Below are 14,979 nucleotides of genomic sequence, written 5' to 3' on the forward strand. Positions count from 1 at the left end.
CTCGGCCACTTGGGCCGAACCGTTCCCTGCCGTCGAGTCCTGCAACTCCCCGAGAAACCTCGGGAAGTCGGCCTTCCGCGATGCGGTTGGCGCGTTGCTCGCACGGGTCGAGTGATACTTGAGACTTCGGCCGTGCGTGCTGGGGAAAACGCGCTACGCAGACAGATCACGGTATTTGGGCTGCTTGCGAGGCTTGCTAACTCTCAACTTGAGGTTGAGTATTATGTAAACCTCATGTGACGGTCCAGACGGTACAACAGCCCTCGACCTCAAGTCAAGAAGAAGAATGACGCGATTCAGCCCCTTTTTTCGGGGGTCGGGTTGCGTGGAAGCCCGGTGGGCGGCCGGATTCGTCGGGGCCGGGGCTACTTGAAGCGAGCAGTGGGGCGCGCCGGGGCGCGCACATCGACCTGTTCGAGCACAGCTCCGCGCTCCGCTGCACGCGCGACCACCAGATCGATCGCGTTTAGCTTGTCCCCCACCCGGTCGACTCCCCCGAAGACCACTCGGATGCCGTGCATGCGGAAGACCACCATCCCGTCCTCGCGATCCTCGAACGCCCGGATGCGAGAACGAACCGACCGTGGAAGAACAGCCCACGCGCGCATCGCGCTCCGGACTGCCGGGTCCGACCCCGGCGATGCGCCGTCCGGGTCCCGGCGAAGCGTGAGTACCGGGATGCGCCCATGAGGACCGGCAGCCTCCAGGGGTTGTCCGGTTTGGTCGAGCACCCAGCGACCCGAGCGCGCGCGAACCTCAAGCACGGGCGCGCGCTCCAGCACCTCGATGCGGATCTTGAGCGAGCCGTCCCGCTTCACCCGCGCAAGGGCAAGCGCCGGTAGAGCACGTACGCGCAACGCTACCGCGTCTAGGTCGATCTTCATCACGTTGTCGCCCGGCTGGAGCCCGCTTGCCTCCACGATCCGGGCTCGCGCCACAGTACGGTTTCCGACGACTTCGATCTCGCTCAGTCCGAACACGCTGGTCCGCGTCAACGCCCACGCACCCCAACCGGCGCCGATCGTCATCACCACTGCCAGCACCACGCGCCTGCGCTGCCGGCGACGATCGGCGCGGACCGCGCGCCTGCGCTCCAACATCCGCCGCGACCGAACCACTCGTCCCCCAGCGATCATTCGTATACCTCCCGGAACTCTCCGATCAGTTTCAGTTCCGGCTCCAACTCGATGCCGGTCGCGGCATGTACGGCTCGTTGGATTCGCAGGATCAGGGTGTAAACCTCGTCCGCTGTCGCCCCGTCCTCCGCGACGATGAAGTTGGAGTGGACCTCAGAGACGCGCGCGCGCCCAACATGAGTGCCCTTGCCGACGAACTCCTCAATGAGACGCGCGGCGTAGTGACCGGAAGGGTTCTTGAACACGCTTCCGCCGTTTGGAAGATTGGTCGGCTGCGTCTGCTTGCGCCGGTCCTTGGCCTCGTTCATCCGCGCCACGATCTCGGCTGAATCGCCGCCCGCCAGACGCAGCAGAGCCGAAGTGACAATCGAGCGGGGCGGGAACGCCGACGACCGGTAGGCGAAGCCCGCGTCCTGTGCGTCCAGGCGAACCTGGCGCTGCTCGTCCAGCAAGAACACGTCCACAAATTCGACCAGCCCGGCCATCTCGTGACCGTGAGCGCCCGCGTTCATCTTCACGGCACCTCCGAGGCTCGCCGGAATCGCAACCGCGAATTCGAGGCCGGCCAGGTCGTTCTGCATCGCCAGTGACGCCAGCGCGGGCAACGGCATCGCCGCCCCCGCGTGAATTCGCGTCCCGTCCACACGACTCCATCGGAAGCCGCCGCCGAGCCGCACCACGATCCCATCGAATCCGCGATCCGACATGAGCACGTTCGACCCTCGTCCAAGCACGAGCACGGCAACGCTGGTCTCGCTTGCGGCGACCGCCAGCGCTCTCAGGTCGTCCGGATTCTCGGGCTCAAACAACACGCCGGCGGGTCCGCCAATGCGGTACGAGGTCAGCGAGGCAACCGGCCCGCCGGGCGTTACACGTCCATGCCCGCGAGTCCGCAGGATCTCAGCGGCAACGTCGATGGCATCTCTGCTCACCGTGACCGCTCCCCGATCCGGCGCAAAATCTCGCTCCCCAGCATCGTCACATCGCCCGCTCCGATCGTCAGCACGACATCTCCGTCGTGCGCACGGTCCGCGATGTACCCAGCGATGTCCCCGCGCTTGGGAAGATATGCGACGCGCCGGCGCGGAGATGCGGCCAGCACACCATCTACCACGATCTTCCCACTGATCCCCGGACGAGGATCTTCACGCGCGCCGTAGACATCCGTCACAACCACGAGGTCCGCAGCCGACAGAGCCTCGCCGAGCGCGCGCCCGAACATCTCGGTCCTGGAGTACAGGTGCGGCTGGAACACCGCGAGAATGCGACGCCCCCCACCCGCGTGTTCCCTAGCCGCGGCCAACGTCGCGCGAACCTCCGTCGGATGGTGCGCGTAGTCGTCTACAACGGTAACCCCTCCCGCTGCACCGCGTGTCTGAAAGCGTCGCGCGACTCCCTGGTACGCCGCGAGGGCCTCCGCCGCAACGCCGAACTCGACACCGGCCTCCGATGCCGCAGCAAGCGCACCCAAGGCATTCAACGCATTGTGCTCGCCCGGGACGCCCAACTCGACGCGCCCAAGAGCGTGCCCGCCGCGCCGGACGTCGATCCACCGGCGCTCGCCTTCACACGTGCGATCGGCGGTCCACTCCACGTCGGGATCGGTGCCGACTGCGTAAGTGACAAGCCGGCGCCCGGCACGGGGCGCAACCGCGGCAACTCCGGGATCCTGCGCACAAGCCACCACCACACCCGAAGGAGCAACGTTGCCCATAAATGCGAGGAACGTCTCGCGGACCTCCGCCTCGTCGCGGTAGTAGTCGAGATGCTCGGCCTCGATGTTGGTGATCACCGCAACCTCGGGGCCGAGCCACAGCAACGATCCGTCGCTCTCGTCGGCCTCTGCTACCAGCCACTCGCCGGCGCCGTGATGCGCGTTGGTCCCGCCTTCGTTCAGTTCACCCCCGACCAAGAAACTCGGATCAAAGCCGGCGCGCTGCAGAATCAAGGCGATCATTGAAGTCGTCGTCGTCTTCCCATGCGTCCCGGCCACCGCGATTCCCCGCCGCTCGCGCATGAGCAATGCAAGCACCTGCGCCCGGTGCAGCACCGGAACTCCGCGCGCCTGCGCAGCGCGCAACTCGGGGTTCGAGTCGCGAATGGCCGACGACACGACAACGCTCGCGGCCTCTCCCACGTTGGCGGCATCGTGCCCGACCACAATCCTGGCACCAAGCGCGCGCAACGCCGCAAGCCCGGGAGACTCCTTCATGTCGGATCCCGATACCGGAACCCCGCGCATCAGCAGCACCTTGGCGATCGCGCTCATCCCGGCACCACCCACGCCAATCAAGTGCGCCGGCCCGAGGTCGTCTACAACGGAAACACGTTGCTCGGTCACGAAAACCTCCGCGATGTCTTCTTTGCAAGCTCCAGTGCCCACAAGGCCATGTCGTTCGCCGCATCGGGCCGCGCAACCGCCGCAGCCGCCCCGCGCATCGCAGCGGCGCGGACGGCATCAAACAGGATCGAATCGAGCACCTCCGCAAGTGACGACGCATCCAAAGAAGCGTTCTCGATCATCACCGCCGCGCCTGCGTCGGTAAGCGCGCGCGCGTTCGCGTGCTGCTCGCGCCGGCGCGCGACGGCAAGCGGAATCAGAATGGCCGGCACCCCGGTCGCCGCCAATTCGGCCACGGTCGACGCGCCTGCGCGCGCCACGACAACGTCGGCCGCCGCGTACGCGAGTTCCATCCGCTCGACGAACCCGACACATCTGATCAGCAGCCGCCCCGAAGCCAGCGACGCTCGCACGGCTGCAAAGTGCTCCCGTCCGGTCGCCAGCAGTATCTGCACTTCCCCACGGTCGCGCCACGCCTTGGCCAGCCCAACGGCTGCGGCGTTCAGGCGAGCGGCGCCGAGGCTTCCGCCGAACACCACGATCGTGCGCCGCGACGGATCGAGTCCCAGTTCTCGTATCGCCTCTTCACGCAGCGCCTCCCGGTCCAAGCGCGCAATCGACTCCCGTATCGGCACTCCGATCAACCGCGGGCGACGGCCGCGAAAAGAACCCACTGTCGACGGATGCGATACCGCAATCCACGGGGTGAACCAAGCGGCAACTTCGTTCGCCAACCCCGGAACGCCGTTGGCTTCGTGGACGATGGCGGGAACCCCCAACAGCCGGGCGGCGACTATCGCCGGCAAACTCGGGTACCCGCCCATTCCGACGACGACTCCCGCGCGCGCTCGGCGCAGAACACGCAAGGCTTGCACCGTGGCCGGCACCATCGATGCGGGCCCGGTCACCGCTTTCCGACCTCGCCCGAAGGGCCGCACCGAAGTTCGGTACCCGCGATAGCCGGCGGCGGCGAGCAAATCACGCTCGACATCGCGCGCGGTGCCGATGAAGCAGACCGACGCATCGGGGCGCAGGCAGCGCACCGCATCTGCGATGGCCAGTGCGGGAATGAGATGACCGCCGGTTCCTCCAGCGGCGACGACAATTGATTCGGTCATCGGGAAGCTCGAGCGCCTCCTTGCCGGCGCGACACGCGGCCGGCGGCTTCCTCGATCACCTTCGGCGGCCATTGCTCCTGGCGCGCGATGTTCACGAGGATCCCCAGTGCCACCATCGTGAACATCAACGACGACCCCCCGAAGGAGACCAGAGGCAACGGCACACCGGTGATCGGGAGCAGCCCGGTGACTGCGCCCATGTTCACGATGCCCTGGCCCAAGATCCACGCGGTGATACCTCCCGCGACGATGCGGCCGAACGTATCAGGCGCGCGCCGGGCGGTTCGCACGCCTGCATAGCCGAGCAGGACGAACAGCCCCACCACCGCCAATGTTCCAATCAGTCCGACTTCCTCTCCGATGATGGCCAAAATGAAGTCGGTGTGCGCGTTCGGCACGTACATCCACTTCTGCCGGCTGGCACCCAGCCCGACTCCGAACAATCCCCCAGACCCGAGCGCAATCCGCGCCTGCACCGCCTGGTACCCGGTGTCGAGCCGGTCCGCGAACGGATTCAAGAAACCAAACAGCCGCTCTCGCCGATACCCCTCCGACAGCGAAAGTGCCGCCGCCACCCCCATGCCGACCGACCCCATCATCCCCAAGGTCCCAAGCGGGGTCCCCGCCAAGAACAACACGACGAACACAATGCTGCCCAGAATGACGGTGGTCCCAAGATCCGGCTGCAACATCACCAGGCCCCCAACCAACCCGGCCATCACGCCCAGCGGGACCATCGCATCCTTAACCGTGCGAAGTCGCGATCCCTTTCGCACGCACAGGTCGGCCGCGACCAGCACTAGGGCAAGCTTGGCAAGCTCGGACGGCTGAAAGCGCGCCGGCCCAACGGCGAGCCATCGAGTGGATCCGCCCGCGCTCATTCCCATCGACGGATGCAGCACGACTACCGCCAGCCCCGCCACCGAGGCTATGTACAAGCCGTACCCCAAGCGGCGGAAGTGCCGGTAATCGATACGAGAAACAACCAGCATGGCCACAACCCCCGCCACCGCCCACTCGAGCTGGTGTGCGAAGATCACGAAGGACGAGCCGTACCGCTGAAACGCAGTCACCCATGAAGTGCTCAGGATCATCAGCAGGCCGCCGCCCAGCAGGAGTCCGGTGACCGTGATCACCAGAGTCGCGCTCGTCGTCATCGGCCACGGGGAGCGCCGTGCCGTCGCGTGTGCGCGCGCAAGCCATCCGGCCGGCTTGCGAACCAACCGCACAACAGTCACACCCGCTCACCTCCGAGCGCCGCCACTGCGGCGCGAAACGCCTCACCTCGAGCCTCGTAGTCGACGAACATGTCGAACGACGCGCACGCCGGAGATAACAGTACGGTGTCACCGGCGCGAGCCGTGGCATGCGCGCACTCGACCGCCTCTCGCATGCTCGCAGCGCGCTCGGTCGGAACGCCTGCCGAAGCGAAAGCCGCTTCCACTTCCGCGGCCGATTCCCCGATCGCCACCACCGCACGAACTCGCGGTGCCGCGAGCGCAAGCTCGCCAAGATCCAGGGCCTTATTTCGTCCTCCCGCGATCAGGATCACGCGGTCCAACTCGGCAAGCGCCGCAAGCGTCGCGTGCGGATCGGTCGCCTTGGAATCGTTGATGTAGGTGACTCCGTCGAGCACCGCCACCGTTTCCGTGCGGTGCGGCTTCGGCCGGTAGGCAGCCAGCCCTTCCCCCACACGCTCGGGGTCCATTCCTAGAGCGCATGCCGCGGCCGCGGCCGCCGTAGCATCGGCCCGCCCCGGTCGGCCGCGAACTTGGAGCCGGCTCACCTCGACAACGCGACCTTGCGGAACGACGATCCACCCGTCTTGGATGCCTGCACCACCGGCCGGCACGGCATCCTCGTCGAACGGGACCCGCCTGGCCGCAGCATGCGACGCGAATTGCGAGAACGCCGAGTGAAAGACGGCAGTGTCCTCGGGAGTCTGAATCTCGAAGATCCTGGCCTTGTCCGCCGCATACACCTCGAAAGATCCATGCCAGTCCAAGTGATCCGCGGCAACGTTGAGCAACACCGCAACCGGCGCGCGGAACTCGACGATGGAATGCAGTTGAAAACTGGAAACCTCCGCCACGATCGCCGGACCATCTGCCGAAACCAGAGGATGTCCGATGTTGCCTGCGGCCGTCGCCGAGACACCACATGCAAGCAGCGCGGCCACGGTCATCTCGGTCGTCGTCGTCTTACCGTTGGTTCCCGTGATCGCCACCAGCGGACGAACGCCCAGCCGGTACGCGAGTTCCACCTCACTCCAGACCGGAATCGCGTTCGATGCCGCCGCAGTCATCCATGCCGAAGACGGAGCGATGCCGGGGCTCGCGACCACTAGTTCCGCACCATCAAGATCTTCGGGATTCGTTCTGCCTAAGACGCTGCGCGCGTCGAGGCCACGGGCGCGCGCCCGTACGATCTCGGAATCCGACGCGTCGAGCACGGTCACGTCCGCGCCGCGCGCCAGGAGAGCGCGCGCGGCCGCCTCGCCCGAGCGTGCCAGACCCAGCACGACAACGCGCGCACCACGCCAGGAGGAGCGTTCGACTTCAGTCATCACCGAGCGCCGCCCTTGGCGAGGAAGTCGGCATAGAACAAGCCGAGCCCGAGCGCCGCGGCAAGCCCGGCGATGATCCAAAACCGCACGATCACCGTGAATTCGGGCCAGCCTCCAAGTTCGAAATGGTGATGCATCGGAGCCATGCGGAATACTCGGCGTCCGAAGCCTCGGAACGAGATGATCTGCATGATGACCGACGTCGTCTCCAGGACGAACAAGCCGCCCAAGACCACCAGGAGTAGTTGAGTGCTCGTGAGTAACGCAAGAGCGGCAAACCCGCCGCCGAGCGCGAGCGAGCCGGTGTCGCCCATGAAGATCTTGGCGGGCGCGGCATTCCACCAAAGAAACCCCGCGCATGCGCCCAACCCCGCAGCCGCGATGACGGCAAGGTCCAACGGATCGGGAACTCTCGTGTAGCAGCCGAGCAAATCCGACGTGACATTGCAGATGTGCCGGAACTGCCAGAAGCCGATGAAGATGTAAGCGGCGAATACCAGTGCCCCGGAGCCGGCAGCCAGTCCGTCCAGCCCATCGGTCAGATTCACGCCGTTCGCGGTCGCCGACATCATCACAAACACCCACAGCACGAAGAACGGCCCGAAGTCCAGCGCGGTCTGTCGCACGAACGACAGCCCCGTCGGGGTGCTTGTATTCGCCACCACTGCAACGGTGAAACCCACCGCGACGACTGCTTGCCCGATCACCTTCGCCTTCTTGTTCAGACCGAGGCTTCGCTGCTTGCGGATCTTCGTGTAGTCGTCGAGGAATCCGACGATCCCCATTCCCACGATCGCCAACAAGACCAGCAGACCGCTCCATCCGAAACGCCCCGAACGACCCGTGGACGCCAGGTGCGCGACGAGGTAGCCCACCGCGATCGCAGCGATGATGACGACGCCCCCCATCGTCGGAGTGCCGCGCTTTTGCTCGTGATGCCCACCGCGCTCGACCCAGTCCTCACGCAGGAGCTGTCCAAAACCACGCGCACGAAACGAACGAATCGCGAACGGCGTTCCGCCGAGGGCGACGAGCAGTCCAACCATCGCGGCCAGCAAGACGCTCTTCACTCGGCATCCCCCAAGGCAGCGGCCACTCGCTCAAGCCCCGCAGCACGCGAAGCCTTCACCAAAACGACCGCGTCGGCTTCCAGCGAGTCGCGCAGCAACCTGATCGCCGCGTCCGCGTCGGGCACGAAGGTCGCCTCCTCGGGCTGCAATCCCTCCAGACGAGCGGCCTCATGAATCGGCCGGGCGTCGGCGCCGACCGTAACGAGTCTGTGAATGCCGAGCCGGACGACGAGACGCCCGATGAGATCATGTTCGACCGTTGACCTTGCCCCGAGCTCTGCCATGTGCCCGAGTACAGCCCATGTCGGGCGCCCGCGGCCCATCGACACCAGCGTCTTGAGCGCGGCAACCGTCGAATCCGGGTTGGCGTTGTACGCGTCGTTGATGATCCGCCTTCCACCTTTGTCGCTGATCTGCATCCTCCATTGCGCCGACTCAATCCCGCCGATTCCCGCTGCGGCGGAGTGCAGCGTTATACCTACCGCGCGCGCCGCCGCCGCCGCGGCCACCGCATTGATCACCATGTGCTCTCCCGGCACGCGCAAGACGACGTCGGTTTGCTCGGTCCCCGCGACGATCGAAAACGACGCACACGCCCGCTCGTCGAGGGTCACGTTCTGCGCGCGCACATCGGCCGCCGGTGACCGCCCGAACGTCACCACCGCCGCGCCGGTCCCGGCCGCCATCTCAAGGACGTTCGCATCGTCTTGGTTCAGTACCGCCACTCCACCGCCACCGAGTGCGTGCACAAGTTCGGACTTCGCCCTCGCGGTGACCTCGATCGAGCCGAACATTCCGATGTGTGCCGACCCTACGTTCGTAACCACTGCCACGTCCGGCCCCACGACCGGTGCGAGCGACGCAATGTGCCCGAGGCCACGGCTGCCGACCTCGACCACGAGCACCTCGGTGTCCTCATCGGCCGACAGCACCGTGAGCGGCACGCCGATCTCGTTGTTGTACGACGCGCGGCTGGCCACCGTGCGACGCTCGACGCCGCAGGCTGCCGCGATGAAGTCCTTCGTCGTCGTCTTCCCCGAGGACCCAGTGACCGCGATCACCTTCGCGCGCAAGCGCGCGCGCGCCGCAGCCGCAAGCGCAGCCAGAGCAGTCAGCGGATCCGGAACGCGAACGAGCGGACCCGTCCCCGAGTATTCCGAACCGACGAGCACTCCCACCGCCCCCGCGCGCAGCGCATCTTCCGCATACCGGTGCCCGTCCGAGTGCTCCCCGCGCAACGCCACGAACAGCACACCCGCGCATCCCTGCCGCGTGTCGGTCACCACCGACAGCACACGCGCGCCGCCCTCGCCCTCGAGGGACCCGCCGGTCGCTGCGGCGACGTCGATCAGCGTGAACGCGAGCACAGTTCCTCCAGTATCTCGCGAACAACGATGCGATCATCGAACGGCAGAGTCCGGTCGGCGAACTGCTGCCCGGTCTCGTGGCCCTTCCCCGCGACGACGACCACGTCACCTGGGCCGGCAGCACGCAATGCCTCGGCGATCGCGTCGCGACGGTCCAGGATCGACACGAAGACCCGCCCGGATTCACGCGCGCCGACTTCGATATCTCGAATGATCGCCGCCGGATCCTCCGACCGTGGGTTATCGCTGGTGATCAGCGCCCTGTCGGCCAACTCCGCGCCGATCCGGCCCATCTGCGGTCGTTTTCCGCGATCGCGATCGCCGCCGCACCCGAACACCAAGATCAACGAAGATCCTTGCGGCGTGAACTCTCGCGCGGCGCGCAGAACGCCCTCGAGCGATTCCGGTGTGTGCGCGTAGTCGACGAGCACGGTGAAGTCCTGGCCGGCCTCCACTCGCTCCATGCGTCCGGGAACCCCGGAGAACGACTCGATCCCGCCAACGACAGCATCGAGCGGCCACTCCATGGCGTGGGCGGTCGCGAGGACCCCGAGTGCGTTGGTCGCGTTGTAACGCCCGGGGATCGGAACGCGCACATGCAGGCGCGCGCCGGCCACGTCTACCTCGACAAGGGAACCGGCGCGATCCATCGCGATCCGCAAGGCGCGCACGTCGACCCGATCCTCCCAGCCAAAGGTGACCAGCGGTACGGCCGATCGGGCGATCAGGCGCCGTGCGTAGGGATCCTCCGCGTTCACCACCGCACGCCGGCTCATCTCGGGGCGGAACAGCATGGCCTTGGCCTCAAAGTACGCATCCATGGTGCCGTGCGTGTCGAGATGGTCCCGCGACAGGTTGGTGAAGATCGAGCAGGTGAACACGGTGCCCTCCACCCGCAAGGCGAGGAGCCCTTCCGACGAGGCCTCCATCGCCACACCTCGCACCCCGGCGTCGCGCATCTCGGCGAGCAAGCGCTGCAGGTCGGCTGCCTCCGGAGTCGTGCGCACCCCCGGACGAACCTCATCCCCCACATGGGTGGCGACCGTCCCGATCAGCCCCGCCTTCATCCCCATCGCGCCGAACACCGATTCGAGCAAATAGGCAGTGGTGGTCTTGCCGTTGGTACCGGTGATGCCGATCAGGGTCAGGTCCAGCGCCGGGTGACCGAAGAAGGCGGCCGCCATGGGCCCCATCGCTGCTCGCACCGACGAGACCAGAATCTGAGGGACGCTCGCATTCACGTCACGTTCGACCACCAGCGCGACCGCACCGTCACGGACGGCTCGACCTGCGAAGTCGTGTCCGTCGGCACGCGAGCCGGGGACGCAAAAGAAGACCGTCCCGGGACGGACCGCGCGCGAGTCGAAGGTGATGTCGCCGAAGATGATGTCGCCGCTGCCGACGACGCGGGAACCCGCGACGGCGGATACGAGTTTCGAAACATTCATGGGCACGGCCGTGGATCCTTCCGTCCCCACCCGCGCGCGCGGCAGAGGCCGGCGCGCGCGCACTCTATCACGGCTTTCGAGACCATCTCAGCCCGAACTCGGCGCCGTCGTGGATTGCGATCGTCGGCGAAATCCCGAGCTTTCCCAGGGCAAACTGCGTGATCTCCCGGAACACCGGAGCGGCGGTCAACGCCGCGAACCGCGTGCGCGGATTGTCCATGGCTACCAGGACGACGATACGCGGGTCGTCGGCCGGAGCCAGTCCGGCAAACGTCGTAACGATGTTCCTCGAATAGCCGCGGCGGTCCTTCAACGGCACGCGCGCGGTTCCCGTCTTGCCTCCGACCAGGTACCCGGGGATGCGCGCGCGCGAGCCGGTCCCGTGCTCGACCACGCCGACGAGCATGCCGCGCACCTGCGCCGCGGTGTATGGCTGCACCACCCGCACGGCCCGAGCCGCCGGCACCGGGGTAACCGAGCCGTCGCTCTCGACGACGCCACGGACAAGTCGCGGGCGAACCCGGACACCGTCGTTCGCCAGCGTCGCGTACACCGACGCCACCTGCAGCGGCGTCGCGGCGATCCCCTGCCCGATCGGGATAGTCGCGATGCTCGTTCCCGACCAATCCCCTACCGGGAGCAACACGCCCGAGGATTCCCCTGGGAAGCCTACCTGCGCCGAGCTGCCCAACCCGAAGCGGGTGAGGGCGTCGTACAGCCGCTTCGGGCCGAGCTTCAGCGCGACCTTGATCGTTCCAACGTTAGACGACTCAGCGATGGCTTGTGCGTAGGTGATTCGCTCGACCGGGTGCGAGTGCGAATCGTGGAACACCTGGTTGGCTACGCGAATCGTCGACGGTACGGTCAGTTGGTCCTCCGGGGTAACAATTCCAGCCTCGATCGCCGCTGCCGCGGTAACAACCTTGTTCACCGATCCCGGCTCGTAGGCGTCGGTGACGGCTCGGTTGCGTCGTTCGTCCGGAGTCGAATCGGAGAGCCTCTCCGCTTCGAAGGGAGGGTAGTTAGCCATCGCCAGAACGTCACCGCTGCGCGGGTCCATCACGATGGCCACACCGTTGCGCGCGCCGTTCTCCCGCACACCGCGGGCCAGCGCGTCCTCAGCGAAGAACTGCAAGTCCCGGTCTATGGTGAGCGCCAAGCCCTTCCCGGGAGTCGAGGTTCGCACCCTGCTGCGACCCTGAGGGATTGGCCGTCCACGGGGGTCTTGCTCGATGATCTCCTGGCCCGGCGTTCCCCCAAGGGTCCGCTCGTACTTGAACTCAAGCCCCCCGAGCCCCTCGCCGTCCGTACCGACAAACCCGATTAACTGGCTCGCCACAGACCCGGCTGGATACGCCCTCAACGACTCTGGGTGAGATCCCACGTAGGGCAGGTCCAGGGCCGTCACTTTGTCGACGACCGCCGGTGAGACCCTTCGCGCCAGGTAAGTGAAGTTCACGTCCACGCCCAAGCGCTGTACCAGATCCGACTCCGCGATCCCGAGGACCGGCGCCAGCAAGCGGGCAGCCACCACGGGATCGGTTATGGCGCGCGGATGCGCATACACGGCGCGCGTCTCGACGGAGACCGCCAGCGGTGTCATGTTCCGGTCGTAGATCGCGCCCCGACGCGCCGGAAGATCGATCGTGCGAAGCCGCTGCTCCTCCCCGAGCATCTGCAGGGGTTGCGCCTGCACAACCTGCAACTGCACCAATCTCCCGGCAACCAAGCTGAGCGCAAGGGTCAACATGACGAGCATCGAGACCAACCGCGTTGTCGAGCGGCTTCCCGCACGACGCGCCCCGTTCCTGCCCCGCCCGCGTCTTACTGCCGCCAACGGAACCCTCCCCCTACCGGCGGTCACCGGCGGGACGCCCGGTCCGCACACCGTTTCGGTCCAGCACCACCACGTCCGTTGCGGGAACCATCCCAAGCTTGCGCGCGCGCGCCGCGACCGTTCCGGGAGCGCCGAGGCGGGCCACTTCCAGATCAAGTGACTGCATCCGAGCCTGCTTGACCGCCAGTTGGCCGCTCAGCCGCGATTCAGTGATCGAGGCCTGCCCAAGCAGCACCTGGGCGCTGATCAGGGCAAACAACGAGAGACCGGTAGCCGCGAGGGTCAGGACGACGAACCACGAAGGGGGGCGCCGGCCCGGCACCGGGCGGCCACGCACCACTTCGAGGTGACGTGGCCGCTCCGGCGCCGGGACCGGTCGCCTGGGGCTAAGTGCGGACCGCGAAGTAGGAGTCATGCAGCACTCCCTCCCCCGAACGGTCCTGTCGATTCGGGCCGCGCAGCAAGACGCTCTGCAGCGCGCAGGCGTCCCGCAGACGCGCGCGGATTCCGCGCAACCTCTTCGTCCTCGGGACGGACCGGCTTCTTGGTAAGAATCCGCAGGCGGGGCGACTCGGCGCCGGCCTCGGCTCGCAGAGCCCGCTTCACGATGCGGTCCTCCAGCGAGTGGTAGGACAGTGCGACGAGACGCCCGCCTGGTGCAAGCACGTCGACCGCCTGCGGCAGGGAAGTCTCGATTGCCTCAAGTTCTCGATTGACGGCGATGCGCAACGCTTGGAAGGTGCGGCGCGCCGGATGCGGCCCTCCCCGGCGCGCCGCTTGGGGGATGGCTGCCAGAATCGCTTCGACGAGTTGGTCGGTAGTCTCAAGTGGAGCGCGCTGCCGGGCCGCGACGATGAACTTGGCGATCCGAGCCGCCCAGCGGTCCTCTCCGTAAGTCCAAATGATTCGGCTGATCTCGCGCTCGGAGTACTCGTTCACGATCGAGCGAGCGGAAACTTGCTGCGTCGTGTCCATTCGCATGTCAAGCGGCGCATCGTGCTGGTAGGAAAAGCCACGCTCCGGCCGATCGAGGTGCATGGAGGACACGCCGAAGTCGTAGACCACCGCGTCGGTCCTTCCCCACCCGTTCTGCGCCACCAGCTCCCCCAAGTCCTCGAAGTTCCCGTGTACCAGTCGAACCCGATCCCCGAACTCCGCTAAGCGCTCTCCCGCCAAGCGGAGCGCCTCTGGGTCCCTATCGATTCCGAGCAACCGGCCAGCGGGCCCCATGGCCCGGAGGAGGGCTTCCGCATGCCCGCCTGCGCCCAACGTGCAGTCGACACAGACGCGTTCGCCTGGTTCGGGCACCGCATAGGCCACCGCCTGCGCTTGAAGGACCGGGACATGGAATTCACGCACGCATCACGCCTTTCACCTGGACGCGACCAGCCGGACGACGACGGCACCAAGGCCGAGGTAGATCCCAAGGCTCGAAGCAGTAAGCGCGAGCAGATAGATGCTGTCTTTGAGCTCGCGAACCGGAGCCCAACTGTCCTCTGCGACCCTGGCCACCGCGCCGATCTGCTGTGCTGCCTGCATCGTCTCCGCTCCTGTCAGAAGGGCAGGTCCGGGTGCGCGTCCGCGATCTCGGAGAACTCGCGCTCGGCCGGCGCCATGTGCTGCCGCCACCGCTCGGCGTCCCAGACCTCGAGTCGGGAACCCACGCCCGAGACCGTCACATCCCGATCAAGACCCGCATACGCCCGCAACTGCTCCGGAATCAGGACCCGCCCCTGCCGGTCCGGAACTTGTTCGATTGCCCCTGAGAAGATGACTCGCGCGGCATCGCGGGCCTGCTGGCTCGAAAGCGGCAGTTCGCTCAACTTCTTGGCCACCGTCGCCCACTCGCTCGTCGGGAACACCGAAAGACAACCGTTGCGTCCCTTGGTGATGACACAACCGGCCGCAAGCTCGGCGCGAAACCGAGAAGGCAGGATGACCCTGCCTTTTGCGTCAAGCGAGTGCTGGTACTCCCCCAGGAACACTTTTCCCTCTACCTTCCACCACTTGGCGCCACTCTACGCCACCGGCGGGAACGATGTCAACGCACTTGGAAGAGGGATCTTGGTCACTCTAGATCAAGATTGTTGCTTGTT

Annotated in this window: 14 protein-coding genes; all 14 read right to left on the bottom strand. The window is 66.5% G+C overall.

Going from position 1 to position 14,979, the window contains the following annotated elements:
- Positions 1-365: 365 nt before the first annotated feature.
- A complete protein-coding gene (locus tag WDA27_01510; GenBank protein MFA5889622.1) occupies positions 366-1,136 on the bottom strand; it encodes an FtsQ-type POTRA domain-containing protein in 771 nt (256 codons plus the stop codon).
- Positions 1,133-2,068, bottom strand: a complete 936-nt coding sequence (murB, locus tag WDA27_01515; GenBank protein MFA5889623.1) for a UDP-N-acetylmuramate dehydrogenase — start codon at positions 2,066-2,068, stop codon at positions 1,133-1,135. The genes WDA27_01510 and murB overlap by 4 nt, the downstream gene beginning before the upstream one ends.
- Positions 2,065-3,477, bottom strand: coding sequence for a UDP-N-acetylmuramate--L-alanine ligase (murC, locus tag WDA27_01520; protein ID MFA5889624.1), 1,413 nt, complete (start codon positions 3,475-3,477; stop codon positions 2,065-2,067). Before murC ends, murB begins: the two co-directional genes overlap by 4 nt.
- Positions 3,474-4,595 carry an undecaprenyldiphospho-muramoylpentapeptide beta-N-acetylglucosaminyltransferase gene (gene murG / locus WDA27_01525; protein MFA5889625.1) on the bottom strand — a complete coding sequence of 374 codons (1,122 nt, stop codon included), beginning with the start codon at positions 4,593-4,595 and terminating at the stop codon, positions 3,474-3,476. The genes murC and murG overlap by 4 nt, the downstream gene beginning before the upstream one ends.
- Positions 4,592-5,833, bottom strand: a complete 1,242-nt coding sequence (ftsW, locus tag WDA27_01530; protein MFA5889626.1) for a putative lipid II flippase FtsW — start codon at positions 5,831-5,833, stop codon at positions 4,592-4,594. The genes murG and ftsW overlap by 4 nt, the downstream gene beginning before the upstream one ends.
- Entirely contained in the window at positions 5,830-7,161 is a 1,332-nt protein-coding gene (murD, locus tag WDA27_01535; GenBank protein ID MFA5889627.1) for a UDP-N-acetylmuramoyl-L-alanine--D-glutamate ligase, read from the bottom strand. The genes ftsW and murD overlap by 4 nt, the downstream gene beginning before the upstream one ends.
- A complete protein-coding gene (gene mraY, locus WDA27_01540) occupies positions 7,161-8,231 on the bottom strand; it encodes a phospho-N-acetylmuramoyl-pentapeptide-transferase (protein MFA5889628.1) in 1,071 nt (356 codons plus the stop codon). Before mraY ends, murD begins: the two co-directional genes overlap by 1 nt.
- The gene (gene murF / locus WDA27_01545) at positions 8,228-9,598 is read right to left on the bottom strand and encodes a UDP-N-acetylmuramoyl-tripeptide--D-alanyl-D-alanine ligase (GenBank protein MFA5889629.1); all 1,371 of its coding nucleotides are present in this window, start codon (positions 9,596-9,598) and stop codon (positions 8,228-8,230) included. The genes mraY and murF overlap by 4 nt, the downstream gene beginning before the upstream one ends.
- Positions 9,580-11,046, bottom strand: a complete 1,467-nt coding sequence (locus tag WDA27_01550; protein MFA5889630.1) for a UDP-N-acetylmuramoyl-L-alanyl-D-glutamate--2,6-diaminopimelate ligase — start codon at positions 11,044-11,046, stop codon at positions 9,580-9,582. The genes murF and WDA27_01550 overlap by 19 nt, the downstream gene beginning before the upstream one ends.
- Before the next feature lie 67 nt (positions 11,047-11,113).
- A complete protein-coding gene (locus WDA27_01555) occupies positions 11,114-12,805 on the bottom strand; it encodes a penicillin-binding protein 2 (GenBank protein MFA5889631.1) in 1,692 nt (563 codons plus the stop codon).
- Positions 12,806-12,896: 91 nt separating this feature from the next.
- Positions 12,897-13,298, bottom strand: a complete 402-nt coding sequence (locus WDA27_01560) for a hypothetical protein (GenBank protein MFA5889632.1) — start codon at positions 13,296-13,298, stop codon at positions 12,897-12,899.
- On the bottom strand, positions 13,295-14,242 hold the full coding sequence (rsmH, locus tag WDA27_01565) for a 16S rRNA (cytosine(1402)-N(4))-methyltransferase RsmH (protein ID MFA5889633.1): 948 nt from the start codon (positions 14,240-14,242) through the stop codon (positions 13,295-13,297). The genes WDA27_01560 and rsmH overlap by 4 nt, the downstream gene beginning before the upstream one ends.
- 12 nt (positions 14,243-14,254) lie before the next feature.
- Positions 14,255-14,422: a hypothetical protein gene (locus WDA27_01570; GenBank protein ID MFA5889634.1), complete on the bottom strand. Its 168-nt coding sequence runs from the start codon at positions 14,420-14,422 to the stop codon at positions 14,255-14,257.
- Between the two features lie 14 nt (positions 14,423-14,436).
- Positions 14,437-14,868: a division/cell wall cluster transcriptional repressor MraZ gene (gene mraZ / locus WDA27_01575; GenBank protein MFA5889635.1), complete on the bottom strand. Its 432-nt coding sequence runs from the start codon at positions 14,866-14,868 to the stop codon at positions 14,437-14,439.
- Positions 14,869-14,979: the final 111 nt, after the last annotated feature.

Source organism: Actinomycetota bacterium (assembly GCA_041658565.1).
Taxonomy (GTDB): domain Bacteria; phylum Actinomycetota; class AC-67; order AC-67; family AC-67; genus JBAZZY01.